This is a genomic window from Methanosarcina sp. UBA289 (assembly GCA_002496565.1).
In the GTDB taxonomy this organism is placed as follows: Archaea; Halobacteriota; Methanosarcinia; order Methanosarcinales; family Methanosarcinaceae; genus Methanosarcina.
This window is the reverse complement of the sequence record DAKJ01000009.1, coordinates 156,570-179,956: the sequence shown is the minus strand read 5'-3', so window position 1 is coordinate 179,956 and position 23,387 is coordinate 156,570. Positions and strand designations below refer to the sequence as shown.

General features: G+C 43.5%; 22 protein-coding genes and 1 other RNA gene. 12 read left to right on the top strand and 11 right to left on the bottom strand.

Annotated features, from left to right (window positions below; genetic code table 11):
* Positions 1–4 precede the first annotated feature (4 nt).
* From BP549_RS03620 to BP549_RS03605, 4 genes are all read right to left on the bottom strand, one after another.
* Positions 5–295 (bottom strand): DUF424 domain-containing protein, encoded by a 291-nt coding sequence (locus tag BP549_RS03620; RefSeq protein WP_292371908.1) that lies wholly within the window; start codon positions 293–295, stop codon positions 5–7.
* A 131-nt stretch (positions 296–426) separates the two neighbouring features.
* Positions 427–2,535 (bottom strand): minichromosome maintenance protein MCM, encoded by a 2,109-nt coding sequence (locus BP549_RS03615; protein ID WP_292378184.1) that lies wholly within the window; start codon positions 2,533–2,535, stop codon positions 427–429.
* 124 nt (positions 2,536–2,659) lie between these two features.
* Entirely contained in the window at positions 2,660–3,418 is a 759-nt protein-coding gene (locus BP549_RS03610) for an RNA methyltransferase (RefSeq protein WP_292378181.1), read from the bottom strand.
* Between the two features lie 21 nt (positions 3,419–3,439).
* Positions 3,440–3,637, bottom strand: a complete 198-nt coding sequence (locus BP549_RS03605) for an ATP-binding protein (protein ID WP_292378179.1) — start codon at positions 3,635–3,637, stop codon at positions 3,440–3,442.
* Between the two features lie 348 nt (positions 3,638–3,985).
* On the opposite strand from BP549_RS03605, the gene BP549_RS03600 reads away from it, so the two are divergent.
* From BP549_RS03600 to BP549_RS03565, 8 genes are all read left to right on the top strand, one after another.
* Complete coding sequence (locus BP549_RS03600; RefSeq protein ID WP_292371902.1) at positions 3,986–4,369, top strand: ferritin-like domain-containing protein; 384 nt, start codon at positions 3,986–3,988, stop codon at positions 4,367–4,369.
* A gap of 534 nt (positions 4,370–4,903) precedes the next feature.
* Positions 4,904–5,581: an NAD(P)/FAD-dependent oxidoreductase gene (locus BP549_RS03595; protein WP_292371900.1), complete on the top strand. Its 678-nt coding sequence runs from the start codon at positions 4,904–4,906 to the stop codon at positions 5,579–5,581.
* A 467-nt stretch (positions 5,582–6,048) separates the two neighbouring features.
* The gene (gene hdrE, locus BP549_RS03590; RefSeq protein WP_292371898.1) at positions 6,049–6,831 is read left to right on the top strand and encodes a dihydromethanophenazine:CoB--CoM heterodisulfide reductase subunit HdrE; all 783 of its coding nucleotides are present in this window, start codon (positions 6,049–6,051) and stop codon (positions 6,829–6,831) included.
* 4 nt (positions 6,832–6,835) lie between these two features.
* Positions 6,836–8,065, top strand: coding sequence for a dihydromethanophenazine:CoB--CoM heterodisulfide reductase subunit HdrD (gene hdrD, locus BP549_RS03585; protein WP_292371896.1), 1,230 nt, complete (start codon positions 6,836–6,838; stop codon positions 8,063–8,065).
* Positions 8,066–8,256: 191 nt separating this feature from the next.
* On the top strand, positions 8,257–8,892 hold the full coding sequence (locus BP549_RS03580; RefSeq protein ID WP_292371894.1) for a DUF116 domain-containing protein: 636 nt from the start codon (positions 8,257–8,259) through the stop codon (positions 8,890–8,892).
* Positions 8,885–9,505: a DUF116 domain-containing protein gene (locus BP549_RS03575; RefSeq protein WP_292371891.1), complete on the top strand. Its 621-nt coding sequence runs from the start codon at positions 8,885–8,887 to the stop codon at positions 9,503–9,505. Before BP549_RS03580 ends, BP549_RS03575 begins: the two co-directional genes overlap by 8 nt.
* Positions 9,506–9,740: 235 nt before the next feature.
* Complete coding sequence (locus tag BP549_RS03570; RefSeq protein ID WP_292371889.1) at positions 9,741–10,865, top strand: geranylgeranyl reductase family protein; 1,125 nt, start codon at positions 9,741–9,743, stop codon at positions 10,863–10,865.
* A gap of 279 nt (positions 10,866–11,144) precedes the next feature.
* A complete protein-coding gene (locus tag BP549_RS03565; RefSeq protein WP_292378176.1) occupies positions 11,145–12,320 on the top strand; it encodes a geranylgeranyl reductase family protein in 1,176 nt (391 codons plus the stop codon).
* Between the two features lie 201 nt (positions 12,321–12,521).
* On the opposite strand, the gene rnpB is transcribed toward BP549_RS03565, so the two are convergent.
* Positions 12,522–12,880, bottom strand: an RNA gene (rnpB, locus tag BP549_RS03560) — RNase P RNA component.
* Between the two features lie 365 nt (positions 12,881–13,245).
* Between rnpB and BP549_RS03555 the strand changes: the two genes are divergently transcribed.
* From BP549_RS03555 to BP549_RS03540, 4 genes are all read left to right on the top strand, one after another.
* Positions 13,246–14,385, top strand: a complete 1,140-nt coding sequence (locus BP549_RS03555; RefSeq protein ID WP_292378173.1) for a methanogenesis marker 9 domain-containing protein — start codon at positions 13,246–13,248, stop codon at positions 14,383–14,385.
* A complete protein-coding gene (locus tag BP549_RS03550; RefSeq protein WP_292378170.1) occupies positions 14,372–15,409 on the top strand; it encodes a triphosphoribosyl-dephospho-CoA synthase in 1,038 nt (345 codons plus the stop codon). Before BP549_RS03555 ends, BP549_RS03550 begins: the two co-directional genes overlap by 14 nt.
* Positions 15,406–16,035, top strand: coding sequence for a DUF447 domain-containing protein (locus BP549_RS03545; RefSeq protein ID WP_292378168.1), 630 nt, complete (start codon positions 15,406–15,408; stop codon positions 16,033–16,035). Before BP549_RS03550 ends, BP549_RS03545 begins: the two co-directional genes overlap by 4 nt.
* 113 nt (positions 16,036–16,148) lie before the next feature.
* Complete coding sequence (locus BP549_RS03540; RefSeq protein ID WP_292371878.1) at positions 16,149–16,886, top strand: dihydromethanopterin reductase (acceptor); 738 nt, start codon at positions 16,149–16,151, stop codon at positions 16,884–16,886.
* A gap of 139 nt (positions 16,887–17,025) precedes the next feature.
* Here BP549_RS03540 and BP549_RS03535 read toward each other — a convergent pair whose 3' ends face one another.
* The 6 genes from BP549_RS03535 to BP549_RS03510 all read right to left on the bottom strand — a co-directional run bounded on the left by BP549_RS03535 (position 17,026) and on the right by BP549_RS03510 (position 23,384).
* Positions 17,026–18,069: a methyltransferase gene (locus BP549_RS03535; protein WP_292378166.1), complete on the bottom strand. Its 1,044-nt coding sequence runs from the start codon at positions 18,067–18,069 to the stop codon at positions 17,026–17,028.
* A 118-nt stretch (positions 18,070–18,187) separates the two neighbouring features.
* The gene (locus tag BP549_RS03530) at positions 18,188–18,886 is read right to left on the bottom strand and encodes an ABC transporter ATP-binding protein (protein ID WP_292371874.1); all 699 of its coding nucleotides are present in this window, start codon (positions 18,884–18,886) and stop codon (positions 18,188–18,190) included.
* Positions 18,868–19,845 (bottom strand): ABC transporter ATP-binding protein, encoded by a 978-nt coding sequence (locus BP549_RS03525; RefSeq protein ID WP_292378163.1) that lies wholly within the window; start codon positions 19,843–19,845, stop codon positions 18,868–18,870. The genes BP549_RS03530 and BP549_RS03525 overlap by 19 nt, the downstream gene beginning before the upstream one ends.
* Positions 19,842–20,759: an ABC transporter permease gene (locus tag BP549_RS03520; RefSeq protein WP_292378160.1), complete on the bottom strand. Its 918-nt coding sequence runs from the start codon at positions 20,757–20,759 to the stop codon at positions 19,842–19,844. Before BP549_RS03520 ends, BP549_RS03525 begins: the two co-directional genes overlap by 4 nt.
* A complete protein-coding gene (locus tag BP549_RS03515; protein WP_292371867.1) occupies positions 20,756–21,799 on the bottom strand; it encodes an ABC transporter permease in 1,044 nt (347 codons plus the stop codon). The genes BP549_RS03520 and BP549_RS03515 overlap by 4 nt, the downstream gene beginning before the upstream one ends.
* Positions 21,753–23,384 carry an ABC transporter substrate-binding protein gene (locus BP549_RS03510; protein ID WP_292378158.1) on the bottom strand — a complete coding sequence of 544 codons (1,632 nt, stop codon included), beginning with the start codon at positions 23,382–23,384 and terminating at the stop codon, positions 21,753–21,755. Before BP549_RS03510 ends, BP549_RS03515 begins: the two co-directional genes overlap by 47 nt.
* Positions 23,385–23,387: the final 3 nt, after the last annotated feature.

Here is a 23,387-nt window from a genome sequence, read left to right as displayed (position 1 = left end):
CGGATTAAACCCTGAATATCTGGGCGTGAGGTACGCCATCAATCACTATCACTGAATCAGGATCAATTAACCCACATTTTATGGCGAACTCGATTGTTTTTTCTCCAAAAAGATTTGCAGTTGTAGCTTCTTCAAGGGCTTTCTTGAGTTCTTCTTCGGAAACGCATTCCCCTTCATAAAAGGCCCTGCTGATCTCCACTACGGTTTTACCGTGTTTCAGGGTCTTTCCGAGCACTTCCTTATCGCAGGCCGCAACAAGGACATGCTCCCCATTTTTATAAATCTTTATATACATACTCTCCCTTTTAAATAGTATTGCCCTTTTAGTATTTACAGCTTAACCGTCTTTATTTTATCTGTAGCTGATTTATCAACTTTAATGTCTTAGAAGATATTTGATATCTTGAAGCTCTTTGTGTTGTAAATTTATTTAACAGCTTTTATGTGTTCTAGATTTGGTTTGAAAAGGTCTCCTTTGGCTACCATTTTCTTTATGATATCTTCTGCATGAGTTCTATCAATTCCATGCTCTCTTTCAGCTTCTGCATATACTTCTTCCAATGGGGCTCCTTCCTTTCCCGGATATCTCTCACAGACTTTTTTAATCATATCTTTCAGAATCTTTATCTTATTTCTCTGGCTCATGCTTGTGCCAGAAGCGATTATATCTGCATCAAGAGCTCCGGTCTCGGGGTCAACACCTACGTTTTTCAGGCAATTCATAGTTATTCTGATAGTTCTTTTTGCATCCTCAAGCGTGACTGTATTGCTCAAGCGGACTCTTGCGCTTGCTTCAGAGAGGCGAACAAGTGCCTCAAGCTGTCTGGCAGTTACGGGCACAGGGGTATTTTTGCTCTCTCCTGTTTTTCTGAGATCCGTGTAGAAATTTATGAGGTAAACCCTCGCATCTTCCTCCATTACAGGAAATACGTTCTTGCGGGCGTATGCAACATATTTTCTCATGATTTCAGGCTGTATGACAGGTTCAATAACCTCCATTTCAGCGTCGACAAAATCTTCCGTAATATGGGAGCCAGGAAGTTTTTCCCGTTGCTCGAAAAGTTCTCCTGCATAATGAGATTGTAGAATATGGTTAGCAATTCTGGTATCCAAACTATGGTCAGGAGTATCAAGCAAAACAAATATAAGATCAAAACGGGAAAGCAGGGCGGGAGGCATGCTTATCTGCTCTGCAAGGCCTTCGTACCTATCAAAACGTCCATATTTCGGATTTGCAGCTCCCAGGAGAGCACAACGGGATTTAAGCGTGGCAATGATCCCTGCTTTGGCAATACTTATGGTCTGCTGTTCCATTGCCTCGTGCAGGGCGCTTTTATCCTCTGTTTTCATTTTATCCATTTCATCAACAGCAGCGATTCCCATGTCAGCCATGACAAGGGCACCGCCTTCAATTGTCCATCTGCCGTCGTTTAGGTCGTCTTTTACAGCAGCAGCAGTCAAACCGCTTGCTGACGCACTACGCCCTGAAGTAAAAACTCCTCTGGGAGAAAGTTTGACCACATAGCGCAGAAGCTGGGATTTTGCAATTCCAGGGTCTCCTACAAGCATAACATGGATATCGCCCCTTATTCTGGAACCGTCAGGAAGGTTTTTCACAACGCCCGAAAATAATTGAAGGGCGAGGGCTTCTTTTATTTCTTCGTACCCATAGATCGAAGGCGCAACAGAGCCGACAATTTTTTTGTAGATTTCAGGGTCACGGGAAAGCTCAAGAATCTGTTCCTCATCTTCAGCAGTTATTTCAAGTTCGTCGTAATCTTTATCCAGTTGCTCTATAGAATTTGCTTCAAGCACAAGGTCATAGAATGTAGATTTTCCATCTTTCAGGGTGCGCTGTCTGGATCTCAGAATTCCGTTAATTATGACCCTGTCTCCAGGAGTGACATTTCCTGTCAGATCATCTTCAGAGTCTACCTCAAGACTCTGGGGCTGTGAACCACCTTTGAGGTTTTCAGGTGATTCCTGAATCTGGAGCTTCTGAGCATCGATAAAGGTGGAATCCTCAATTATTACCTTGAAAGGCCCTTTCTTTCCACAGGTTTCTTCTTCACAGCCTGCAAAGGGCTCTTCGAATTTGAAGCTGTTTTGCTCCGCAATAGTCACATGTCCGCATCTGAGGCACTGGAAGGCAGCTTTAGTAATCCTTGGCCTCACTTCTGTTGCTTTCCTTATCATTCCCTCGATTGCGACAAATTTGGAGAGATGTTTGCTTCTGAGCTCCCTTATAGATACTCTATTCGGGATTTTTATTATCCTTACATGAGCATGTTCAAGGCTTTTCTCAACAGGAAGGTCGATTTCTTTCAGGGCAGCTTCAGCCGCCTGTATAAGTTCTCCCGGATGTTCAAGAAACTCTTTTGAGAGCTCTCTGTCAAACTTCTCGATATCTGTAAAATCCACACCAAGGCTTCGCTGATCTGGATACTCGTTTGCAAGCTGGAGAATTTCATTCCAGTAATAGTCTTTAAAAAACCTTTTTAGCCTTTCATCCCACTTGCTTTCTGTTTCAGTCATATCGTTCTCTATCTGGCTTTAGGTAAAATTTTCACTCTTCGTTACAAGATTTTCTGTTTAAAAAATATTTTAAAAAAAGTTAAAAATACGTATCATAAATCCTGATGTAAAAACAGGTTTATTCTCATATGAACTTTTCCATGCTTTCCGAAGCTTCTGTTTCATGGCTATCAGACTCTTTTAATGCATATCCCATTTTTCTTTCGGTTTTTCTTATTATGCCCCGTAAAGTCTGAACTTCCCTCGAGGTTAGTCCTGCTCTTCCGAATATTCTCCGCAGCATCAAAAAAGTTTTATCTTTTTTATGGGGGGGATAGTCGATTTCCTCCAGCAGTTCTCCTAGATGCTCGTATAGAAGCTGGAGATCAAACCCATCGGCAAGGGGATTATTTCCTCCTTCCAGATCTGAGAGTTCGTAAAGCACCACTGCAACGGCATGTGAAAGATTCATAATAGGATAAATTTCAGAAGTTGGAATCGTAAAGAGCATATCAAAACTTTTGAGCTCATCATTCCGGAAACCGGCATCTTCACGCCCAAAAAGAATTGCAATTGTCCCGCTACAATCTTTAAGTTTCTCTTTGAGTTCTCTGGAGGTATAAAGTGGAAGCCGGATGTGCTCTCCAGTTTTCAAGCTTGTTACTCCAGTAGTTCCTATTTTCAGGCTTGCGCCTTTTACGGCCTCTTCAAGCGTTGAGGTAATTCTTGCTCCTTCAAGGACGTCTCTTGCATGGGATGACATGGCTCTTGCTTCCCCTTCGAGTTTACAGGGATTTACAAGCACAAGATCAGTATATCCGAAGTTTTTCATTGCTCTTGCAACGGATCCGACATTTCCCTGGTACATAGGCTCTACAAGTATTATACGAATCTCAAGTGACAATTTTCTCAATCCTTTTTAAAATCAGTTTTCAAGTGTGATTGCATCTTCCATACAGACAGTCACACACATTTTGCAACCAAGGCAGTAGGACGGGTCCTTTAAGACACAGACCTTTCTTCCGTGCTTCTCTTCTATTGAGTAAACCCTCGGACCTTTCGGGCAGGCGGCCTTGCATTTACCACAGCCTGTACATTTCTTCTCATCAATATATATTTTCATGCAGATTATTTTTCCAAAATTATTTTTCCATATATTTCTGCCTCATTGTTGTTAGTCTATTGGGCTTGTAAGGTCTTGTTGTGATCTCTTTTTCTTGTTTCATTCCTTCCCTGTTTTAAATTTGATTTTTTAGTCCTTGTTTTCTTTTTAATTTCTTCTCTTCTTTAATTCAGAAATCTTATCTATATACTCAGATATATTAAGTCTTAAGTTGGCAGATGAGGTGGAAAAATCAAACCACAGGTTCAGTTACTATATTGGCTTCAACTGCATCTAAAGTTTAAGTTCAAAGATTGTTCTATGTTTAAATTATAAATATAGTTATTTTTAATAAGAAATGGTGATTAAATGACTCTTGAACAGATTTTAAAAAATACATTTAAAGGAGAAACGACCGAGGTTGGCTGGTATCTTGCAATGTCAAAGATTGCCGAGAGGGAAGGATTTGCTGATGTTGCAGTTTATCTCCGCCAGATCGCCATGGACGAGGCATGGCATGCTACTGAAGTAGCTGAAATTCTCGGACTTGTTAAAGAAACAACCCTTGAAAATCTGGAAATGATGCTTGAAGGAGAGAGTAAAGCCGAAGTCGAGAAAGCTGAAGCTGCAGAACTAGCTAGGAAAGAGGGCAATACAAGAGCTGCTCTTTTCTTTGAGAGAGCATCTTTGGACGAAGCCAGGCATAAAGCAGGTCTTAATGGATTCCTTGAAAGGCTGAAAAAACAGCAGTAAAGAAAAACGGATCTTTTGATCCTTCTTTTTTCCATATTTATAATTTTTAAATATAAGTTTAATAATTAGCTGCACTGCTTACCGTAATTCGGTTGGTTAATTATAAAAAGCTGGGTTGCATCAGGCATACAGTTTTATATTATTTCGAGTAATATAGTCTCTGGGTCTGAAATCTTTTCCCGGATTCTAGATATATTCAATCCGGATAAGTGGTGGAATATCGGATTCTTCACCTTCTGTATTGGGGTCTAATTTCAGGGGGAGCTGAATCAAAAACTCGCTGTGTCTGTTAATTGATTCAGTAATCGGTCAGCTCTGATCTATGAATTTAGCTTTTGCTTCCGATTTTCGACGCCGGTCTTAGGCTTAAATAATGATGTTAAATCTAAGACTAGTAACAATAAAATTGTGAAACAGACATCAAATCAAACAAATTTTGAAAATAAAATATTAAATCGAACAAATTTGAAATAAAGAGTAAACTAAACAATCTTGAAGTAAACATGGATCAATTGAGTTGGAGGAATGTATAATATGGTTAGTCGTGAGTATGTTAAAGGTGATCTTCCCGAGAAAGCTGCAATCCTGCAAAGAGATGGCGAAACGTATGCAATTGCTCCCCATATTCCTGGAGGAATCGTATATCCTGAAACGCTTAGAAAAATAGCTGATATTGCAGAAAAGTATGGGGCTGCAGCCCTTAAGATTACCTCGGCCCAGAGGATTGCAATTGTAGGATTAAAAGAAGAAGATCTGGACGCGGCATGGGGAGAACTAAATCTAAAACCCGGAGCTGCTATAGGACTCTGTGTCCGCAGTGTTAAAATTTGTCCTGGCACTACTTTCTGCAAGAGAGGCAAACAGGATTCAGTCGGTCTTGGATTAAAGCTTGATGAAAAGTACCACGGGATGCAGCTTCCTTCCAAGTTAAAAATGGGGGTTTCCGGCTGCCAGAACTCGTGCTCCGAACCTATGATTAAGGATATAGGGCTCATGGGTACGGCAAAGGGTTTTACTTTATCCGTTGGTGGCAGTGCAGGACCCCGCCCTAGACTAGGAAGTGTAGTGGCAAAAGACCTTTCCGAAGAGCAGGCTCTAGATCTTGTTGAAAGGATAATTAACTTCTACAAAGGATACCCAAGGCCAAGAAGAATCGGAGAAGTAATTGACGAGATCGGGCTTGAAAAATTCAAAGAAGAGATCGGATTGTAAAAAGTTCTCCTGGCTTTCAGAGAGCTTTTCAAACGGACCAACATCAAGCCTTTTTGAAAAGATTTGTAATTGACTTTTTCTTTTTCTTCATTTTCACTTTTTACTTTTTTGCCGCCTAATTTTTTATTTCTTCCGTCTGGAAGAATTCTATAAGATTATTTTATTATTTATTTATTATAATTTAACTATTATTTTATAATTTTCGTTTTTTTCTTTCTCGTTTGAGTACTTTCACTCCACTCATTTTTGCGACTCAGTGGGCTTTTTAATCTTCTGTTTAATAAAGATAATGTTTAAATATAATAGATACAAACACTAACAGACTATACAAACCTTATGCAGACAGTCGCTACGGCTATCATTCTGTCTTTACTATCATTGATGTTCTGTAACGTGACAATTGTAAAAGCAGTACTAGTCCCCAGTTTTTGATTCGTACATAGGAGGAATAAACTATCAGTGAGGAAATGCTTTATTTTTCTGGGCTCTCGGATGCACTAAGAATGACGTTTGTCCAGATTATGATATTCAGTGCAATAGCCCTTGTAATTTTCTTATATGGTCTGATAACTGACTTCCAGAAATGGGGGACAGGAGTCACAGGTTATGCTCTTGAACCTCAGGAAGGAAAAAAAGGAAGTGCGATCACATTCTTAAAAACCTGGTGGAAGCAGGTAACAGCAAAACCCCATAACGGACATGGAAAGCCTATTCTGGAAATTCTCATACTTGACATTCTCTTCCAGAGGAGAATTCTCAAGAGAAGCCCTATTCGCTGGATCATGCACTTATGTATTTTTGGAGGCTGGATGACCCTCTTTGCCCTGTCAGGGTTGATGTTTTCAGTCGAAATGATCGAAAAGATCGGAATCGAACTCCCGTTTACCCCCGCCGAGTTTAGAGATATGCTCGCCATTCCGAACTATATCTTTGGGTATATCCTGCTTATCGGGCTTCTTATAGCAATAGTAAGAAGGCTGTTTGTCTCTGAAGTCAGGGAAGCTTCCATTATGTATGATTGGGTCTTGCTCGGAGTCATTTTCATAGTTACGATTTCCGGTTTTCTCGCCGATGGAATCCGAACAGGATTTATCTGGAGCTTTGGGCTTGACCCCTCAGTAGCACCACCGGCAGCGCTCTTCCATTCTATATTTTCCCTGATCTTCTGTATCGCATGTATCCCATACACTAAATATATTCATGCAATCGCCATGCCACTTGCACTTCTTGCAAATAAAGGAGGCGAATAAAAATATGGCAAAACGTACCCCTTCAATCGATACGAAGAATCTTACCGCAGTTCAGCTCATGGAGCTTGACGCCTGCGTTCGCTGCGGTGAATGTGTAAAATGGTGTCCGACTTATGACGCTTCCGGTGGGAAACCAGGATTGGCCCCCAGGGATAAAATCCTGCGCTGGAGGCAGTTCATGAACAAGTCCTACGGGTTTAAAGCAAAACTCTTTGGTCCGCAGGAAATTCCTCAGTCCGAACTTGAAGAATTCAAAGACGATATCTACGGTTGTACTACGTGCGGTGTCTGTGGAACCGTTTGTGAGGCAGGTATTAACACCGTGGAACTCTGGGAAGCCATGAGGGCAAACCTTGTCAAGAAAGGAATCGGGCCTTATGGAAAGCTGGCTGGTACAACTAAAACAATAAAGCAGTACCATAATGCTTACATGCTTGACCAGAAGGACAGGCTTGCCTGGGTTCCCCCAGATGTGAAAATTGCAGATAAAGCAGATATTGTCTATTTCACTGGCTGTACTGCAGGATACAAGCAACTTTCTCTTGCCTTTGCGACCTCACGTGTGCTTAACAAGCTGGGCATTAAATTTGCCATGCTTGGGGAAGAAGAATGGTGCTGCGGTTCAAACCCTATCAGGACAGGCCAAATAGGTTACCAGGATGTAGCCCACGAAGCTGCAAAACATAACGTAGAAGCTCTTCAGAAAAAAGGTGCCAAAAAGGTTCTCTTTGCATGTGCAGGCTGCTTCCGTGCTGCAAAGGTCGACTGGCCCAGGCTTCTAGGTAAAGAACTGCCTTTTGAGGTTGTTCACATCACAGAATTCCTCGCAGGCCTGATAAAAGAGGACAAAATCAAATGGGAAAAGTCTATTAACAAGACAGTTACCTATCACGACCCCTGTCACCTTGGCCGCCATGTTGGCGTCTTTGATGCTCCCAGGTATGTGCTCTCCCATATTCCGGGCGTTAAGTTCGTTGAAATGGACAGGGTAAAAGAATTCCAGCGCTGTTGCGGAGCTGGAGGTGGTGTAAAGGCAGGAATGGGTGATCTTGCTGTGGCAATTGGAGAAGCCAGAGTTAAGGACGCCCTTGAAACCAATGCAGACATCCTCTCTAGTGCTTGTCCCTTCTGTAAGAGGAACCTCTCGGATGGTCGGGATGCCCTTAAAGCTGACATTGTTGTAGAAGATGTCATCGAGCTGGTTGCAGAGGCTCTAAACCTCAAAACTCAGTAAAACCATTTTAAAAAAGGCTTGACCTTTCAAATCTTTTAAGAAAAGGTTTGAGCAAAAGCAGAGGTTTTAGACTTCAAAACTGGTAAGCTAAAAGAGTAAAGGCTGGATCTCCAGCTTTCTTTATTTCTCTTTTCTTTCTTTTTATTTTCATATAGCAAAACTTAAATACCGATAATTGCTTTCCCATCAACATGTACATTCCTTATGAATTCCTTGGAAAAATTTTTATATATCTGGTTCTTTTTTCTCTTGTAGGAATCGGGATCGCTCTGTTCATAGGGGCATATTCAGTTAAAAAACACAGGATTATTTTTCCAGGGTTCATTCTGTTCATGCTTTACCTCTTTTATTCCCCTTCAAAATGGCTCTGCAGAGCTTTTAGGATTAGGGATACCCTTGTTGACGATATCCTCATTGACGTTCGGAATGCTGCCATGTATGATGATTTCGTGCGTGTTAAAGGAAAGAAAATTTTGCTTCTTCCTCAATGCCTGCGTCATCCGAGCTGTAAAGCTAGATGCGACCCGGTTCACGGGTATGAATGCAAAAGATGCGGATTATGTGATGTTTCAAAAATCTCCGAAGCTGCCGATAGGTGCAATTTCCAGGTTTTTGTAGTGCCTGGGGGAAGTTTTGTTAAAAAAATCTTTAAGGAATACAGGCCTGAAGCTTGTATAGGCGTTGCCTGCTATAATGAGCTTTCCGAGGATATGCAGGCTGTGTCTTTTGTTCCAGTCCAGGGTGTTCTTCTTCTAAAGGATGGCTGCTTCAATACTGAAGCCAATGTTGAGGAAATTATTCAAAAAATGGAGATGTGCAATGTATAATTTCATTGGAAAAACTCTTTTTTATTTCATCGTCACCTCCCTTATTCTCTCTGGCATAGCTCTGGTTGTCAGTAAAAGAAGTCTTACAAGAAACGTGTACCTTGCAGGCTTTTTCGCAAATGTACTTGATTTTTTTTATTTGCCTCTAAGGAACATTTTCCTTAAATTTTCCGATACACGAGTTCTGGATAAATGGATGGCATCTCTGAAAAATCGAGCCTATAAGTCTGATTTTGCAAAAACAAAAAAGAGGATTCTTCTGGCTCCACACTGCATGCGGAGTCTTGACTGCCCGGCTTATTCTACTCAGACAGGGATACAGTGTAAATCCTGCGGGAAATGCGTCTTTACTCAGTTGAAAAAAGATGCTGAGAAATATGGGTATAGATTATTCATTGTTACAGGTTCCTCCTATGTAAAGAATATCCTTAAAATGGAAAGTGCCGACGGTGTCCTTATGATCGCCTGCGATTACGAAATCAACAAGGTAATGCGTGCGCTTAAAGGTAAGGGAGTTATAAGTTACGGAATTCCTATGGAAAGGGACGGCTGCTTCGGAACAGAAGTGAATTATCAGAATGTCCTTGATGTTTTTGAAACTTTTAAAAATTGAGCTGAATCAATAAAAAAACAAATCTTCTATATTTATTTTGAAAATCAATCTTATTTCTCAGGAGAACCTTTCTTTGATTTGCCAATGATCTGTCTTATTTACCCAGAATTTCTTTTCATTTTATTTGCCTTCCCCATTCTATCGTAATTTTAAACTAATATCAACACTTTAAATGCTTCCAATTACACACATATAATATGAGGATATTTCAGGGTCTTTTGAAGGTGCTACTTGCATGTATGATGTAATCATTATCGGTGGTGGTCCTTCCGGAGCCTCGGCTGGAAGAAGGGCAGGAAAACTTGGACTAAAAACACTTCTGCTTGAGAAAGAAAATTTTCCTAGATACAAACCTTGCGGAGGTGGACTTTCAGAGCATGCGATGTCTTATCTCGATTTTGAACTTCCTCAGGATATTATTGAATGGGGTGTTACAGGGGCAAAGATCATTTTCAGGGATCAATCAATCGAGGTACACAAGGATCATCGGGTATCTGTGCTCGTATCCAGGAGCAAATTTGACAATTTCCTTCTTGAAAAGGCAAAAGAAACGGGGATCGAAGTCCATACAGGAGAAAAAGCTCTGTGCTGCAGGGAAATGCCTGACTGCATTGAAGTTGATACCAGGCAGGGGACATACCAGGCAAAATTCGCGATAATTGCAGAAGGCGCTCAAGGACTTGTCAAAACCTGTGTACGGCCCACGGATAATAAAGACGAATATGGAATTTGCCTTGTCACTGAAGTTCCTGCCGACGAGAGTGAAATTGAAAAGCGCCTGGGAAAAGCCACGGAACTGCATTTTGGGGCCGCAGGCGGCGGATACGGCTGGATTTTCCCTCATAAAACCTATTATTCCGTTGGAATTGGCGGGATTATCAAGGATTTTCCACATCCGAAAGAGTCCATGCTTGAGTTTCTGAAGGAAAATGGCTTTTCCGGAGAGTATAAACTTCACGGGCACAAGATCCCCTGGGGAGGACTTAAGCGAAAAGTAATGGGTTCAAGGGTCCTTCTAAGCGGAGATGCTGCCGGATTTGTCGATGCTTTTTCAGGTGAGGGGCTTGCCTATGCCATCAGTTCAGGGCAGTTTGCGGCTGAGACAGTTGCAGGGGTTTGCCTACAGGGCAAAAATCTGAAAGATCTAAGCAAATATGAGACTCTCTGCCGGAATGAGTTTGGAACTCACCTCAAGTATTCGCTTATGTTTTCCAAGATAATGCATCGTTTCCCTGACCGGACATTTAAGATTTTCACATCAAGTAATAAAATGCTTGATAAATATCTTGAGGTTATGGATTTCACGATTGATTATAAGGATTACCTGCGCTGGTGTCTTTTAAACTTCAAACTCAGGTAATTCAGAAGGCGTTTAGAAAACAGAGAGATTTTAAGCAAATCTCTTGATGTTATGGATTCAAGTATTGATTATAAGGGTTATCTTTATTGGTCATTAATTGCTTGCTCTCTCTTTTTCTTCATAAGGTTCAAGCTCACGTAATAAAACCAATAAGAACTTTTTAGAGTACTCTTTTTCTTTCCTTTACCTTTTTATCGCTCCAGCCATTATATCTATTTTAAGGGCAGTTTACTCCTGCCTTTATAAAGTTTCACTTATTCCGTAAGCGGGGGGCTTAGCATGTACGATTTGATTATAGTAGGGGGAGGACCCTCTGGAGCATCGGCAGGAAGGACAGCCGGGAAAAGGGGACTTTTAACCCTTTTAATCGAGAAAGAAAATTTCCCCAGATACAAACCCTGCGGGGGAGCTCTTTCTTCTTATGGTTTATCTTGCCTGGATTTCAAGCTACCTGAGTCCGTAATCGAGAGAAATATCTCAAAGGTAAGGGTTCATTTTCGAGGTCGATTTGTAGAAGGAACGAAAGAAACGGACTTAGCCGTACTGATTTCAAGAAAAATTTTTGATAATTTTTTGCTTGAGAAAGCCAGGGAAACTGGAATTGAGGTTCATACCGGGGAAAAGGTTCTGGACTTGATTGAAAAAGAAGATTGGGTTGAAGTCCGAACCACTGATAACACCTATCTGGGAAGGTTCGTCCTTATTTCAGAAGGTTCAGGTGGGACTCTTAAATATAGGGTAAGGCCGAGAGATAAAAAAACAGAATACGGGCTGGGTTTGGTGTCGGAAATTCCTGATAAAGATGAGACTATAAGGAGTCGGTTTCCAAGCACTATAAATATTCATTTCGGGATTGCACAAGGAGGATATGGATGGATCTTTCCTCATGCAGGATATTATTCTGCAGGTATTGTAGGAACAGCTCAATATCTTGGGCATCCGAAAAAGGTACTGCTGGATTTTCTGGAGGAAAACGGCTTGTCAGGTGACTTTCCAGTTCGTTCCCATATTATTCCCAAGGGAGGGATAAAAGGAAAAACTCTCAGTTCAAGGCTGCTTTTAAGCGGAGATGCTGCCGGGTTTGTCGATGCTTTCACAGGAGAAGGCATTTCATATGCTATCCGATCAGGACAGCTTGCTGCAGAGACTGTTGCCAACCTTGTTATGTACAGTCTGAAGTTAAGTAGCCTCAAAGCCTACGAGTCCGCCTGCAGGCAGGAATTCGGGAGTTACCTTGCCAGTTCTCTTAAACTGGAGAAAATAATGCATCGCTTTCCTGAGATCTCTTTTAAACTGGCTGTTAGCAACAGAGATATTTTAGATAAGTATCTGGATGAAGTGGTAGTCAATAGAAATTATAAAGATTATATCCGTTGGCTACTACTGAATTTCTGCCTGATTGAATCTGTTTCCAAAATAAAGTTTCTTAAACTGGAAGGAACCGATAAGGACTGATTTAAAAATAAAGGAAGATAATATGGGGAAAAACAAGGAAAATGAGAATACAGAAAAAATGAATAAAGAAGCAATAATAAAAAGAATAGAAAAGATAATGAAGAAACCGAGATGAGGAAAAACGAATAGAAAACTGAATAAGGAATCCGAAATAGAGAGAAAATGAATAGAAAAAGGGAAGAAAAGAAAGTAAGTTTATGCGAGTGAGGCACGTAAGCTCCCTTCTGTTCCTGCAAAGATTTCCTGCCACCAATCAGTAGAGGAAATGGTCCTTAAGACTCTTGCAGTGACGGCATTCGGCTATGCGTTTTCTAAAACAATCGGGAGAGTCCGGAATGCTCTTTCCTCCCGATTTCCAACTTGCACCCACGAGGATTCGCCGTTTCATCCACTTTCCCTGAGACCTCAGCTTTCGCATCATCGCATTTTCAGAGGGTGGTTCTCGTTTCTGTGCCAGGGCCCGGGCTCTCGCCCGACATCCTTTACAGATGTTCGTGTATCCGGAGTGGTGGGGAGACTTTCCTCAGACCTGAAGGCCCGTCAGCCATCCAGCCTCTCTCGCATATTACCTTTTGGTAGCCTCTATATATTTCCTAATTATATATATTTTTTGGAAAATCGTATCTGTGAATAACTGAATATGTTTTTCTATAAATCCGAGATGTCTCTTTTATTTTATATTTTTTTGCATTTTATATTTATAATTTTTCAAGGCAGTTATCGGTATACAATTTCTTTATTTATATAAATCTTGTGTGTTTTAGGCGCGTCAAAATATTAATATATATGCATTGTAATTCATAAGCTATGGATAGACTTTTTCCGTCTCCATGGCTTGTCCGAAAAAATCTTATCGGTACTTTAATATCGGGCAGTAGCTAATATTTTGTGTCATTTTGCAGGCTTATTTTTCAAGAGGTAAAACATGAGTGATTGTCTGTTCGATTTGCATATTGGATATGTACGTTTTAGAAACCCCATTGCACTGGCGCCTATGGCAGGAACTGTCGATAGTGCTTTTGCCAACCAGTATGCAAACAATGCCGGGCTGGTAATTCTTGGAGCCTTCAATCTGGATAAGGCTTCAATAGATGTTGCCTCAGCTCTCGTAGCCCGGGGTAGAAAAGAGTTCATTTCCGATGAACCTATGGAACTTATAAAAGAGGAGATCCGGGCAGTAACATCCGGAAGTGCCGTAGCAGTAAATGTCAGGAGTGCTACACTTGAACCCCTCATTGAAGCTGCAAAAATTGTCAAAGAAGAGGGAGCAATTCTTGAGTTAAACGCTCACTGCAGGCAGCCCGAAATGCTCAAAGTCGGGCTGGGAGAAGCTCTTCTCCATGATCTTCCAAGGCTTTCAAAGTGGATCAGGGCGATAAAGGAAACCGGAGTCGTGCTTTCAGTAAAAGTAAGGGCAAACGTGGTCGACGATATCGAACTTGCAAGGCTTATCGATAAGTCGGGTGCGGATATCATACATGTTGATGCCGGGCTGGAAGGATTTGGGACCGATCTTGATGCAATCCTCAATTACAAGGACGCCACAAGACTCTTCCTGATCGGAAACAATTCGGTCAAGGATTTTGAGGCTGCAAAGGAGATGTTTACCCGAGGAGCTGATATGGTCTCTGTTGCTAGAGGAGTACTTGAAAATTCCGGGCTTATACAGGAACTTGTAGAAAACGTTACCTCTTACCAGCGATCAATAGGCTGGTATAATGCTCCCAAGCACGTTTGCAGTGAAGGGGACTTCAGAGGGCTGGCTTTCTGCTGCCTGCCTGTAAAACCCTGTCCTGTGCATGAAAAGTTCCGAAAACTGGGATATACGGCAGAGGAGTTCGCCAGGACAAAGCTTGATTTTGCCAAAGGCACAATGCTGGAATACGGCGGAGACACATGCTTCGGAAGCCTTGTCTGGTGCTGTAAAATCACCAAGCCCTGCTGGATCAGGGATGGGGTTTTAAACACAATCGGTCTCTCTGATGTAGAATACATGAAGCTTAAACAACAACTGGCAAAATACGTACTGGACCATGCCAGAATTCCGGTAAATGAATCCCATTAATACTGGTTTCACCTGCCCGGTACCTGGACGGGCAGAAAACCCACAGATTTCAAGTTTTATTGCTCGCTGTGCCCAGCTTGCCATGCTGCTTGAGGTTTCGGCCTCTCCTAAGCCAGGAAACGTGGATAGGGAGCATAATTATCCTGATACCTGCTTTGAGCATTTCGTAGCTTCTTCGGTAAGCGTGTATCCTGTTCTCGAACTAGCTGCAAAAAGCAGGGACGGAGTAGGTGAACTTATCAGAAGCGCGGTTTGCGAAAGCTCTGCCTGGCAGAAAGGGGGAAATACCCATTTCGGTGCTTTTCTGCTACTTATCCCACTTTCAATGGCTGCAGGAGATCTCTTCAATTCCTACGAAAAAATTCCTTCTAAGCTCTTACTTGAGGAATTAGAAGCCCTTACTTCACGTGCACACGCTTTTGTTCAGGCAACGGATTGTGAGGATGCTGTTGAGTTCTACAGGGCTTTTGGAGTGGCAGGTGTCAGAGTTAACGATGTAGATGAATTCAGCCTTGGAGATCCGGATTCAACAGCCGAGCTCAGAGCAAAGGACGTCACCCTTTACGAGCTTATGGATATATCCAGGGGATATGACCTGATTGCAAATGAGTGGACTTCGGGCTTCGGACGCTGCCTTGAGGGCGCAAGAAGCATTCTTGAGTTCATGCAGGCGCGAAACTGCGGAGCAGAAGCTTTGACCAGCGGCTCAGTTTCCAACTGTTCGGGCACAGGAATCAATGAGGCTATAGTATACACTTTTCTGAAACTGCTTTCAAGGAATAGGGATACCTTTATCCAGATCAAATTTGATACCGAAACTGCAGATTACGTCTCTTCCAGAGCAGGCGAACTTCTTTCAGATTGGGAAATTTCAGGGAAGAGCGCAAAGGATTCTGCTTCCATTCTTCCTAAAGTGCAGGAATTTGATTCCGAGCTTCTGGAGAAAAGGATCAATCCGGGCTCTACGGCAGATATTATTATTGCAGGGCTTTTTATTGCCCTTCTTGGAGGACTACGTTTTTGAAAAAATTTGATGAATCCGGAGATAGCTGTAAACCAGATATTGACCTCTCTGAATATGGGATTCTGGCAGGTATCTCTGAGACAATCGTAAGTACGGGGCTTGAGACTCCCAATGCGGCCCCTATCGGGATTATCAGGAAAAACAAAAAGACCTTTGTCCGGATTTTCAAAGGCAGCCAAACCGGGGAAAACCTGGTTCGGGAAGGTTTTCTTGTAGCAAACGTGGTATATGACTCCCTGCTCCTTGTACGTTCCACCTTTTTTGATATCGAACCTTCCGAATTCGATTTTGTGGATATTGGTGGGAAAAAGTTCCCTGTCCTGAAATCAGCCATTTCTTGGGTGGCTTTCAGGTGCACCAACTTCAAGAATACGGAACAGACTGTGGTATCCGACCTCATTCCGTTCGGGGCAGGCTTTTGTGAGGCGAACAGGAGAGCAATTCCAGCTCCTAACCGCGGCTTCAATGCCGTGCTTGAGGCTACTGTCCATGCAACTCGCTACCAGCTTTCAGGAGAGGAGAAATATCTCGAACTGATCCGTCATTATGAGTCGCTGGCTTCCAGATGCGGAGGAGAAAACGAGAAAAAAGCTATGAAACTGATTTATGAAGTTCTGGGGCTGTGAATCTTTTTTTGGCTTTGATAGGGCTCCCTTTTAAAGTTTATAACTTCTCATTTTCATTATTCCGAACCTTTTTTAGAAAATTATATTATCCTCCTCGGGTATGACTATTTCTCATGAGTTTTCAGAGAATTGCGTGGGGCATTACAGGTGCCGGACATTTCCTGGACCGCAGTTACCAGGTCTTCAAGGAAATCAAGCTCCGAAACCCCGAGGTTTCCGTAAACACATTTATCTCCAGGGCTGCAGAGGAGGTGCTACGTATGTATGGGCTTGAGCAAAAGCTTGTTAAAATCTCCGGAGGAGACTACCTTGAAGAAATCTTTCGGGAAAGCGAGCAGGGTTCGAGTTCTCCAAAGGTCGGGCGTTTCGGTCTTGACAGGTACGATGCCCTCTTCGTTACGCCTGCAACCTCAAACACGGTTTCAAAGATTGCGTATGGGATTGCGGATTCCCTTGTTACCAATGCCGTTGCTCAAGCTGTGAAAGGAAGAGTGCCTGTTTACATCGTGCCCGTGGATATCGAAGGTTCAATCATCTCGGAAATGCCCTATAATATTGACCGGAAACTGTGCAGGCATTGTGAAGAATGCCCTCCGAGAGAGAACTGCCCTCAGGGAGCAATCACTGAGAAAAATGGCTCTACAGACCAGATAGAGCTCCTAAAGTGCAAGGGCTGCGGAATCTGTAAGGAACTCTGCCCTTATGGCGCTATCAAAGGCGGGCCTGTGGAAGTCCTGGTCAGGGATGTGGATATGCGCAATGTTGAGATTGTCAAAGGTTTGCAGGGGATAACCGTGCTTGAAAGCCCGGAGAAAATCCTTGAGTTTTTCACGCCTGAAATAGATTCTTAATTCTTAAGCTGATTCTTCAAGTCTCTAAATGGATTTTAAGCCTGATTGGAGTTCTTTAAATCCTGACAGGGGTTCCTCAAGTTCCGACAGAAATTCTAAGTTGGACTTTGAGAACTTCTTAAATCCTTTTCTTTTTATCTCAACTATTTTCTAGTTTTTCCCTCTTTTTTCTTGCAATAATAAGCTGCGAGGACATCTCTTTGGGAAATACGATTACAGTTTCTTCTTCAAATCCGGTATCTTCAAGGATTCCTATAATTTCTGCCCTGTCCATCATGTACATATTGCGGCCTTCCATCTTTTTATACAGGTCATGAAGAAGAGGGAGCAGAGGGCCGGTCCTATTGGCTTCAATTGCAAAGGTCTGAATTATGAAAAGTCCTCCAGGCCGCAGGGCCTTTTCCACGTTTTGAAAAAACTGCCTGGCCTGGTCCAGGTTACCTTCAAAAGAGGAGATCTCAAGGGCAAGGTCATATCCAGTCCCCAGTTCATCTGTGATGTAGTCCCCTGCTATAGTTTTTATGCGCTTTTCCATTCCATATTTCTTAATAAATTCGCTGGAAAGTTCTACTATTCCCGGGCGGTCAAAGATAACCACTTCCAGGTCCTGGTTTTCCTGGGCAAGCCCTATCCCAAAGAGACCATGCCCCCCTCCAAGGTCTATCAGGCGCCTCGATTCCTGAAATTCGGGAAGTTCGATAACGATTTTCAGGATCTTTTGCAACCTTCCGAGCAAGGCTGATCTTGCAATTAATTCCATAGATTCTCTGTCATAGAAATATTGAAAATCAGGCTTTTCCTTCTTAAAGGGGCCCTGTTTCAAGAGTTCTTTCAGGTTCAACCAGTTGCGCTGTTCTTCTTCTGACAGGAGCAACTGCTTTGAAAAATAAGGCTCTCCTGTTGCAAGAAAAGGATATAGGTCTGCCGGTATTATGTAGACTCCGTCGTTTTTGGCAAGGAGGCCAAGGGCAACGAGCACGTCCAGAAACCTGCCAGTAAGTCTCGCATCTGTATCTATTTCCCGGGATATGGCTTCTAGAGATTTTGGGGTCTTGAGTTTTGCAAAAACGTCAAGCTCAAGAGCTGTCTGAAAGACCTGCCCTTTTTTAAAATTTGCAGCAAGGTCCCTGAGAAAGGGGCTTTTGTCTTCCAGGAGAGGTTGTGCATCTGCTAATCTTTCCATGGTAAACCTTCTTTTGTTTCAGTTTTTTGTTTCAGTTTTTTGTTTCAGTTCTTCACTTTTATTGTCATTTCATTTTCCACATTCTTTTTTCTGCACTTTTTTATGGTCAACAGCTGCATCAAGCGTCCGTAATGTTCAACTGTCCATTTTTAATAATCCCATAGCTGTCGGCCATGAAGTGGACTACAGCCTCGTCATGGGAGATCAGGAGGTAGCCAATTTTTTGCTCGGCCTGAACCCTTTTTAAAAGGTGAAGAACCTGGGCCTGGACCGAGACGTCTAAGGCCGAGGTTGGCTCGTCAAGTACAATGTATTCGGGTTCAAGCAGGAGAATTCTACCGAGGGCAAGGCGCTGGAGCTGGCCGCCAGAGAGTTGGGAAGGATAACGAAAAAGCAGCTCTTCCGAGAGGCCTACAGTCTCAAGCATCTTTTTTGTCCTCAGGGCATGTTCAGTTTCTGGAGTTTTGAGCAGGTTCAGAACCTCAAAAATCGACTGCTCGATTCTCTTTCTTGGGTTAAAAGCCTCAGTTGGGTCCTGAAACATCATCTGGACACTGCGCCTAAAAGCCGCATACTCGGCTTTTTTCATCCCGGAAAGGGGCTTTCCGTTAAAACAGACAGTGCCTTCCGTAGGTTTTTCAAGCCCGGCAACAATTCTTCCAAGGGTGCTTTTGCCTTCTCCTGAAGGCCCCATGAGCCCAAAGGTTTTTCCTGACTTTAGCTCAAAAGTAACACCCCGAAAAATGCACTTTTCTTTCCAAAGGCCGGTTCTGTAAGTCCTGGCAAGGTTTTTGGCAATCAAGCCCACAGGAAACACCTCACTGCCCTTCCCTTGCTTTCTTTAAGTTCGGGATGCTCCTGCATGCAGCGTTTTTCCTTAAAAGAGCATCTCGGATGGAACCTGCAGCCTTCTGGCAGGCTGCTAAGTGAGGGAGATGAACCCGGGATAGGGATAAAACCGTTCTCTGGAAGGCTTTTTAGCAGGCCAAGCGCATAGGGATGAAATGGCTTTTCAAAAAACTGCTTCGGTTCGGCAAGTTCAACGATTTCTCCCGCATACATCACAGCAATTCTATCCGCAAGCCGACGCACAAAGCTGAGGTCATGGCTTATCAGGAGCATGGAGGTTCCACTCCTTTCTTTAAGTCCTTTCAGTTCGTTTTCCAGTTCGGCTACGCGGCTCCTGTCAAGCCCTTTACTGGGTTCGTCTGCTATGAGAAGGACTGGATCAAGCATGTTCGAGGCTGCTATTAAAAAGCGCTGGTTCATCCCGCCTGAACACCAGGAAGGGTAGTATCTCATACATTCATGTGGATTTGAAAAACCCATGGACTCAAGGGCTTTTACAACTTTTGAAAGGGCATTATTTTCTTTCTTTCCCTCCGTTTTTTTCACTTTTTTTTTCATTTTCTGCCCGTGAATTCGGAGGGGTTCTGCAAGCTGGTGCTCTATGGAATATACCGGGTTTAAAGCAAGAGAAGGGTTCTGGAAAATAATGGAAATCTCTTTTCCCCTGAGCCCGGACATCTCTTTTTCGCTCAGTTCGAGAAGGTTTTTTCCTCCGAACTTTATTGTCCCCATAACTCTTGATTCCGAAGGAAGCAGACGCACAACCGCATGTGCGACAGCGGATTTGCCGCAGCCAGTCTCCCCCACAAGGGCCAGGATTTCTTTTTCCCTGATAAAAAATGAAAGGCCGGAAACTGCATTTACAGTTTCGTTTTCATTTCCCTGAAAAGAAACGTTGAGATCTTTTACTTCCAGCAGGGTGTTCATTCTGCATCCACTCCTCTATTTCCACGTTCTTTGTCTCTTTCTTCGAAACCGAACCCTATCAGTGCAATGGACATTACACAGAGCGTGATGCAGACCCCAGGGGGTATGTACCACCACCCCATGTCTCTGATAAAACCACCCCGGGAAAAGGCAAAGGAAAGCATGATTCCCCAGCTTTTCATACTTATGTCCCCAAGCCCCAGAAAAGAAAGCGAGGCTTCGGAAATCATTGCCGAAGCCGTTGCCAGCATGAACTTGGGCAGCAGGACATGAGTGAGGTTCGGGAAGATTTCCGACCTCATGATATGAAACGAAGAAAAGCCCATGCATCGGGCACTTTTAACATAACCTGCTTCCCTTATCTGCAGGGTTTTTGAGCGTACAACCCTTGCAATGGACTCCCAGGAAAGAAGCCCAAGGACAAGAATAAGGGTCCAGATGCTCGGGTGCAGGAAAGCACCCAGGATTATGATCAGGGGGATCTTAGGAATTGTCAGGACAACGTCGGTAAAGCCCATAAGTAGTTCGTCCAGAGTCCCCCTGAAGTAACCTGAGCAAAGCCCTATCATGAGGCCTATTAAGGTTGATATGCAGGCCGAGGCAAAGCCCACCATCATCGAGATTCTGGTCCCGTAAACCAGTTCCGAGAGTATATCATTTCCGATGTCATTTGTCCCCAGGAGATGGGCAATCGATGGCGATTCATAGGAAATGAAACGTTCAGTCGGGGAGTAAGGAGCAAAAAGGGACGGAAACAGGGCAAGGACGAGGAAAAAGGCGAAGAGAAAAAGCCCTTCCCGATTTAATTTTTTTAAGGTTCTTTCATATTTCCAGATATCGAAGTTTAAATAATGGGCTATAGAATCTTTCCAACGCCGGGTACTTTCCTGCAGGTATGCTTCCTTTTGCATCATGTCGGCCTCCTAACTCTTGGGTCAGCAATCGCATATAGCAAGTCCGCGAGCATATTAGCAAGCAAGACTGCAAGGGCTATTACCAGAAAAGATCCCTGAAGAACGGGGTAATCTTTTCCGATTATTGCATCGTAGATAAGTGTCCCCATGCCGTTTAAGGAAAAAACGATCTCTGTGAAAAGGGCTCCGCTGAAGAGAAAACCAAAATCAAGGGCCAGCAGGGTAATGATAGGAAGGGAGGCATTCTTTATGACGTGCCTGAAAAGAATGGATATATCGTAAAGGCCCTTTGCCCGGGCATAGAGGGCATAAAGCTGTCCTTTTTCCTGTATGACACTCCCCCTCATTATAAGGAAGTTCCTGGAGGCGGAAAAGAGGGCCATCACAGTTACCGGTAAAAACATGTGATACATAACACTTCCAGGGGTCGGGACATCATAAAATCCCTTGAAAGGAAAAAGCCCCAGTTCAAAGGCGAAGATATCCAAGCAAATCAGGGCAAGGAAGTATGGAGGTGTGCAGGAAAGCGCAATAAAGCCGTAGCATATGAGACGGTTTGCCTTTGTTTCCGGTTTCCAGCCTGCATATGCCCCGAGCAGGGTTCCCAGGGCTGCTCCCAGAAATATGGAAACCCCCACAAAAAGGAGGGTCCAGCCAATCCTCTCCCTCAAAACCTCGGCCACTGGGCTGTGAAGGTGATATGAGTAACCCAGGTTAAACCGGAGGAGGTCTCCGATGTAAGCAGTGAACTGCTCGTAAAGCGGCCTGTTCAGCCCCATCTCGATTCTCAGCTCTTCCATTACAGCCTCTGAAACGTAGACGTCCTCTCCTATAAGATTCTTTACGGGATCCCCTGGCATGAGCCTCGGGAGTGCAAAGTTGAGGGAGATTATGAGGAGAAAGGAAGTCGCATACCTGAGTGTTTTTCTAACTACTTCACGCATCGTACCACTTACTGTTTTCAAAGTATTGCCTTCAAAGGTTGCTCCTGCCTCATACCTCATGTAAATCGAGGAAGGTATCCAGGGTGTAAATCCCATCCAAGTTGTTGTAGTGCCAGCCTTCGAACTTTTTGTTATAGGGAGTTACAACCTTTTTCCAGTAAACCGGGATTACAGGCAGTTCCTCCGCATAGTAATCTTGCAGGGAGTACGCACAAGAGCACAGAGTATCGGAATCCGTCGTATTCAGGATCTGGTCGCAAAGTCCTGTAAAGGCCGGGTCTTCAATGTAACCGTAGCGCCTGGAATCAAAGTACCCGGTGCCCAGTCCCGAATGCATGAGCATTCCCCAGGGCGTAGTTCTCGAAAAGACAAGCTCATACCTGGAAGTGTCTTTTCGGTCCATGTAGGTGTTCTGATCAACGTTTTCGACTTCAATGTCTATTCCCACGGCACGGAAGTACTCTTGGAAAAGCTCGGCATCCCTTTCGTAGCCTGGGCAGATCATGAGTTCCAGAAGAATATCTTTTCCTTTTTTGTCTTCTACGATCCCGTTTCCATTGCGGTCTTCATATCCTGCCTTTTTCAGGATTTCTCTGGCTTTTTCCGGGTCATAAGTACATTTTTCCGTAGGTTTGTAGTATTCCATGCCTGGGGGAACAAGTCCCTTGTTGGGGACGCTTCCATAGCCCAGAGTATCGAGCTGCATAAGTTCTTCGTAATTTATAGCGTAAGCCAGAGCTTCCCGAAACCGCAGGTCTGAACGGGGAGCTTCATTTAAGGTAATTCCTAGATAGCAGATCCCGGTACTGTCCTTTTCAACAAAGCTGAAATCCCCTGTTTTTTCCAGGCGCTCGATGTTTGCATATGGGTAGGAAGAGGCGTATTTGTAATAGGTATCGGCTTCTCCCTTCTCAAGGGCCAGGCAGGCTGCATCTTCACTTGCATACCAGTCCACCTCAACCTTATCAAAGGTACAGGTTTTGCCTTTCCAGTAAGGGTTTTTCTGGAAGATGAGCCGGGCGGTGTTCAGGTCTACGGATTCTATATAATAGGGCCCGCAGCCTACGTATGGGCCTTTACTTGAGTATTCCATGGGATTCTCAATTGATTCCCATATATGCCTTGGGATGATCATGTAGGTTGTAAACTCCAGGTCGATGCGGGTGTAAGGCTTGTTAAATTTGAAGGTCACGGAATTGTTGGTTTCCGAAATGGAGGAACTTTCCAGAGTATCGTTTATCCAGCGTCCGGCCGGGTCTTTTTCTCCGTAGTAGAGCATGCTGAACCGTACATCTTCGGGGGTCACCTTTACCCCATCACTCCAGTAAAGGTCATCCCGAATATAGAATGTCCATTCCTTATGGTCTTCCGAGACTTCATAATGATCGGCAAGCCTGCCAATTATCTTGCCGTCTTCGGACATTTGCATTAGGGGAAAATTGGAGAGATGGGCAAAGATGCCTAGGTAGTAATCTCCTACCAGAGATTCGGATTTTATAACGTTCGGGGTTGCAATCTTCAGGACTTTTTCAGGTTTCGCAGAAGCATTTGCGTCCGCTTCCGGAGTTTCGATTCCAAAAGCCCTTTCATCCCCTGAAGGCAGGATTACCAGGCAAATCCCGCCTAAAAATAGTATAGAAAGGGCTGCAATACCGAGCAACTTGCTCTTTGTCCACTCCATACA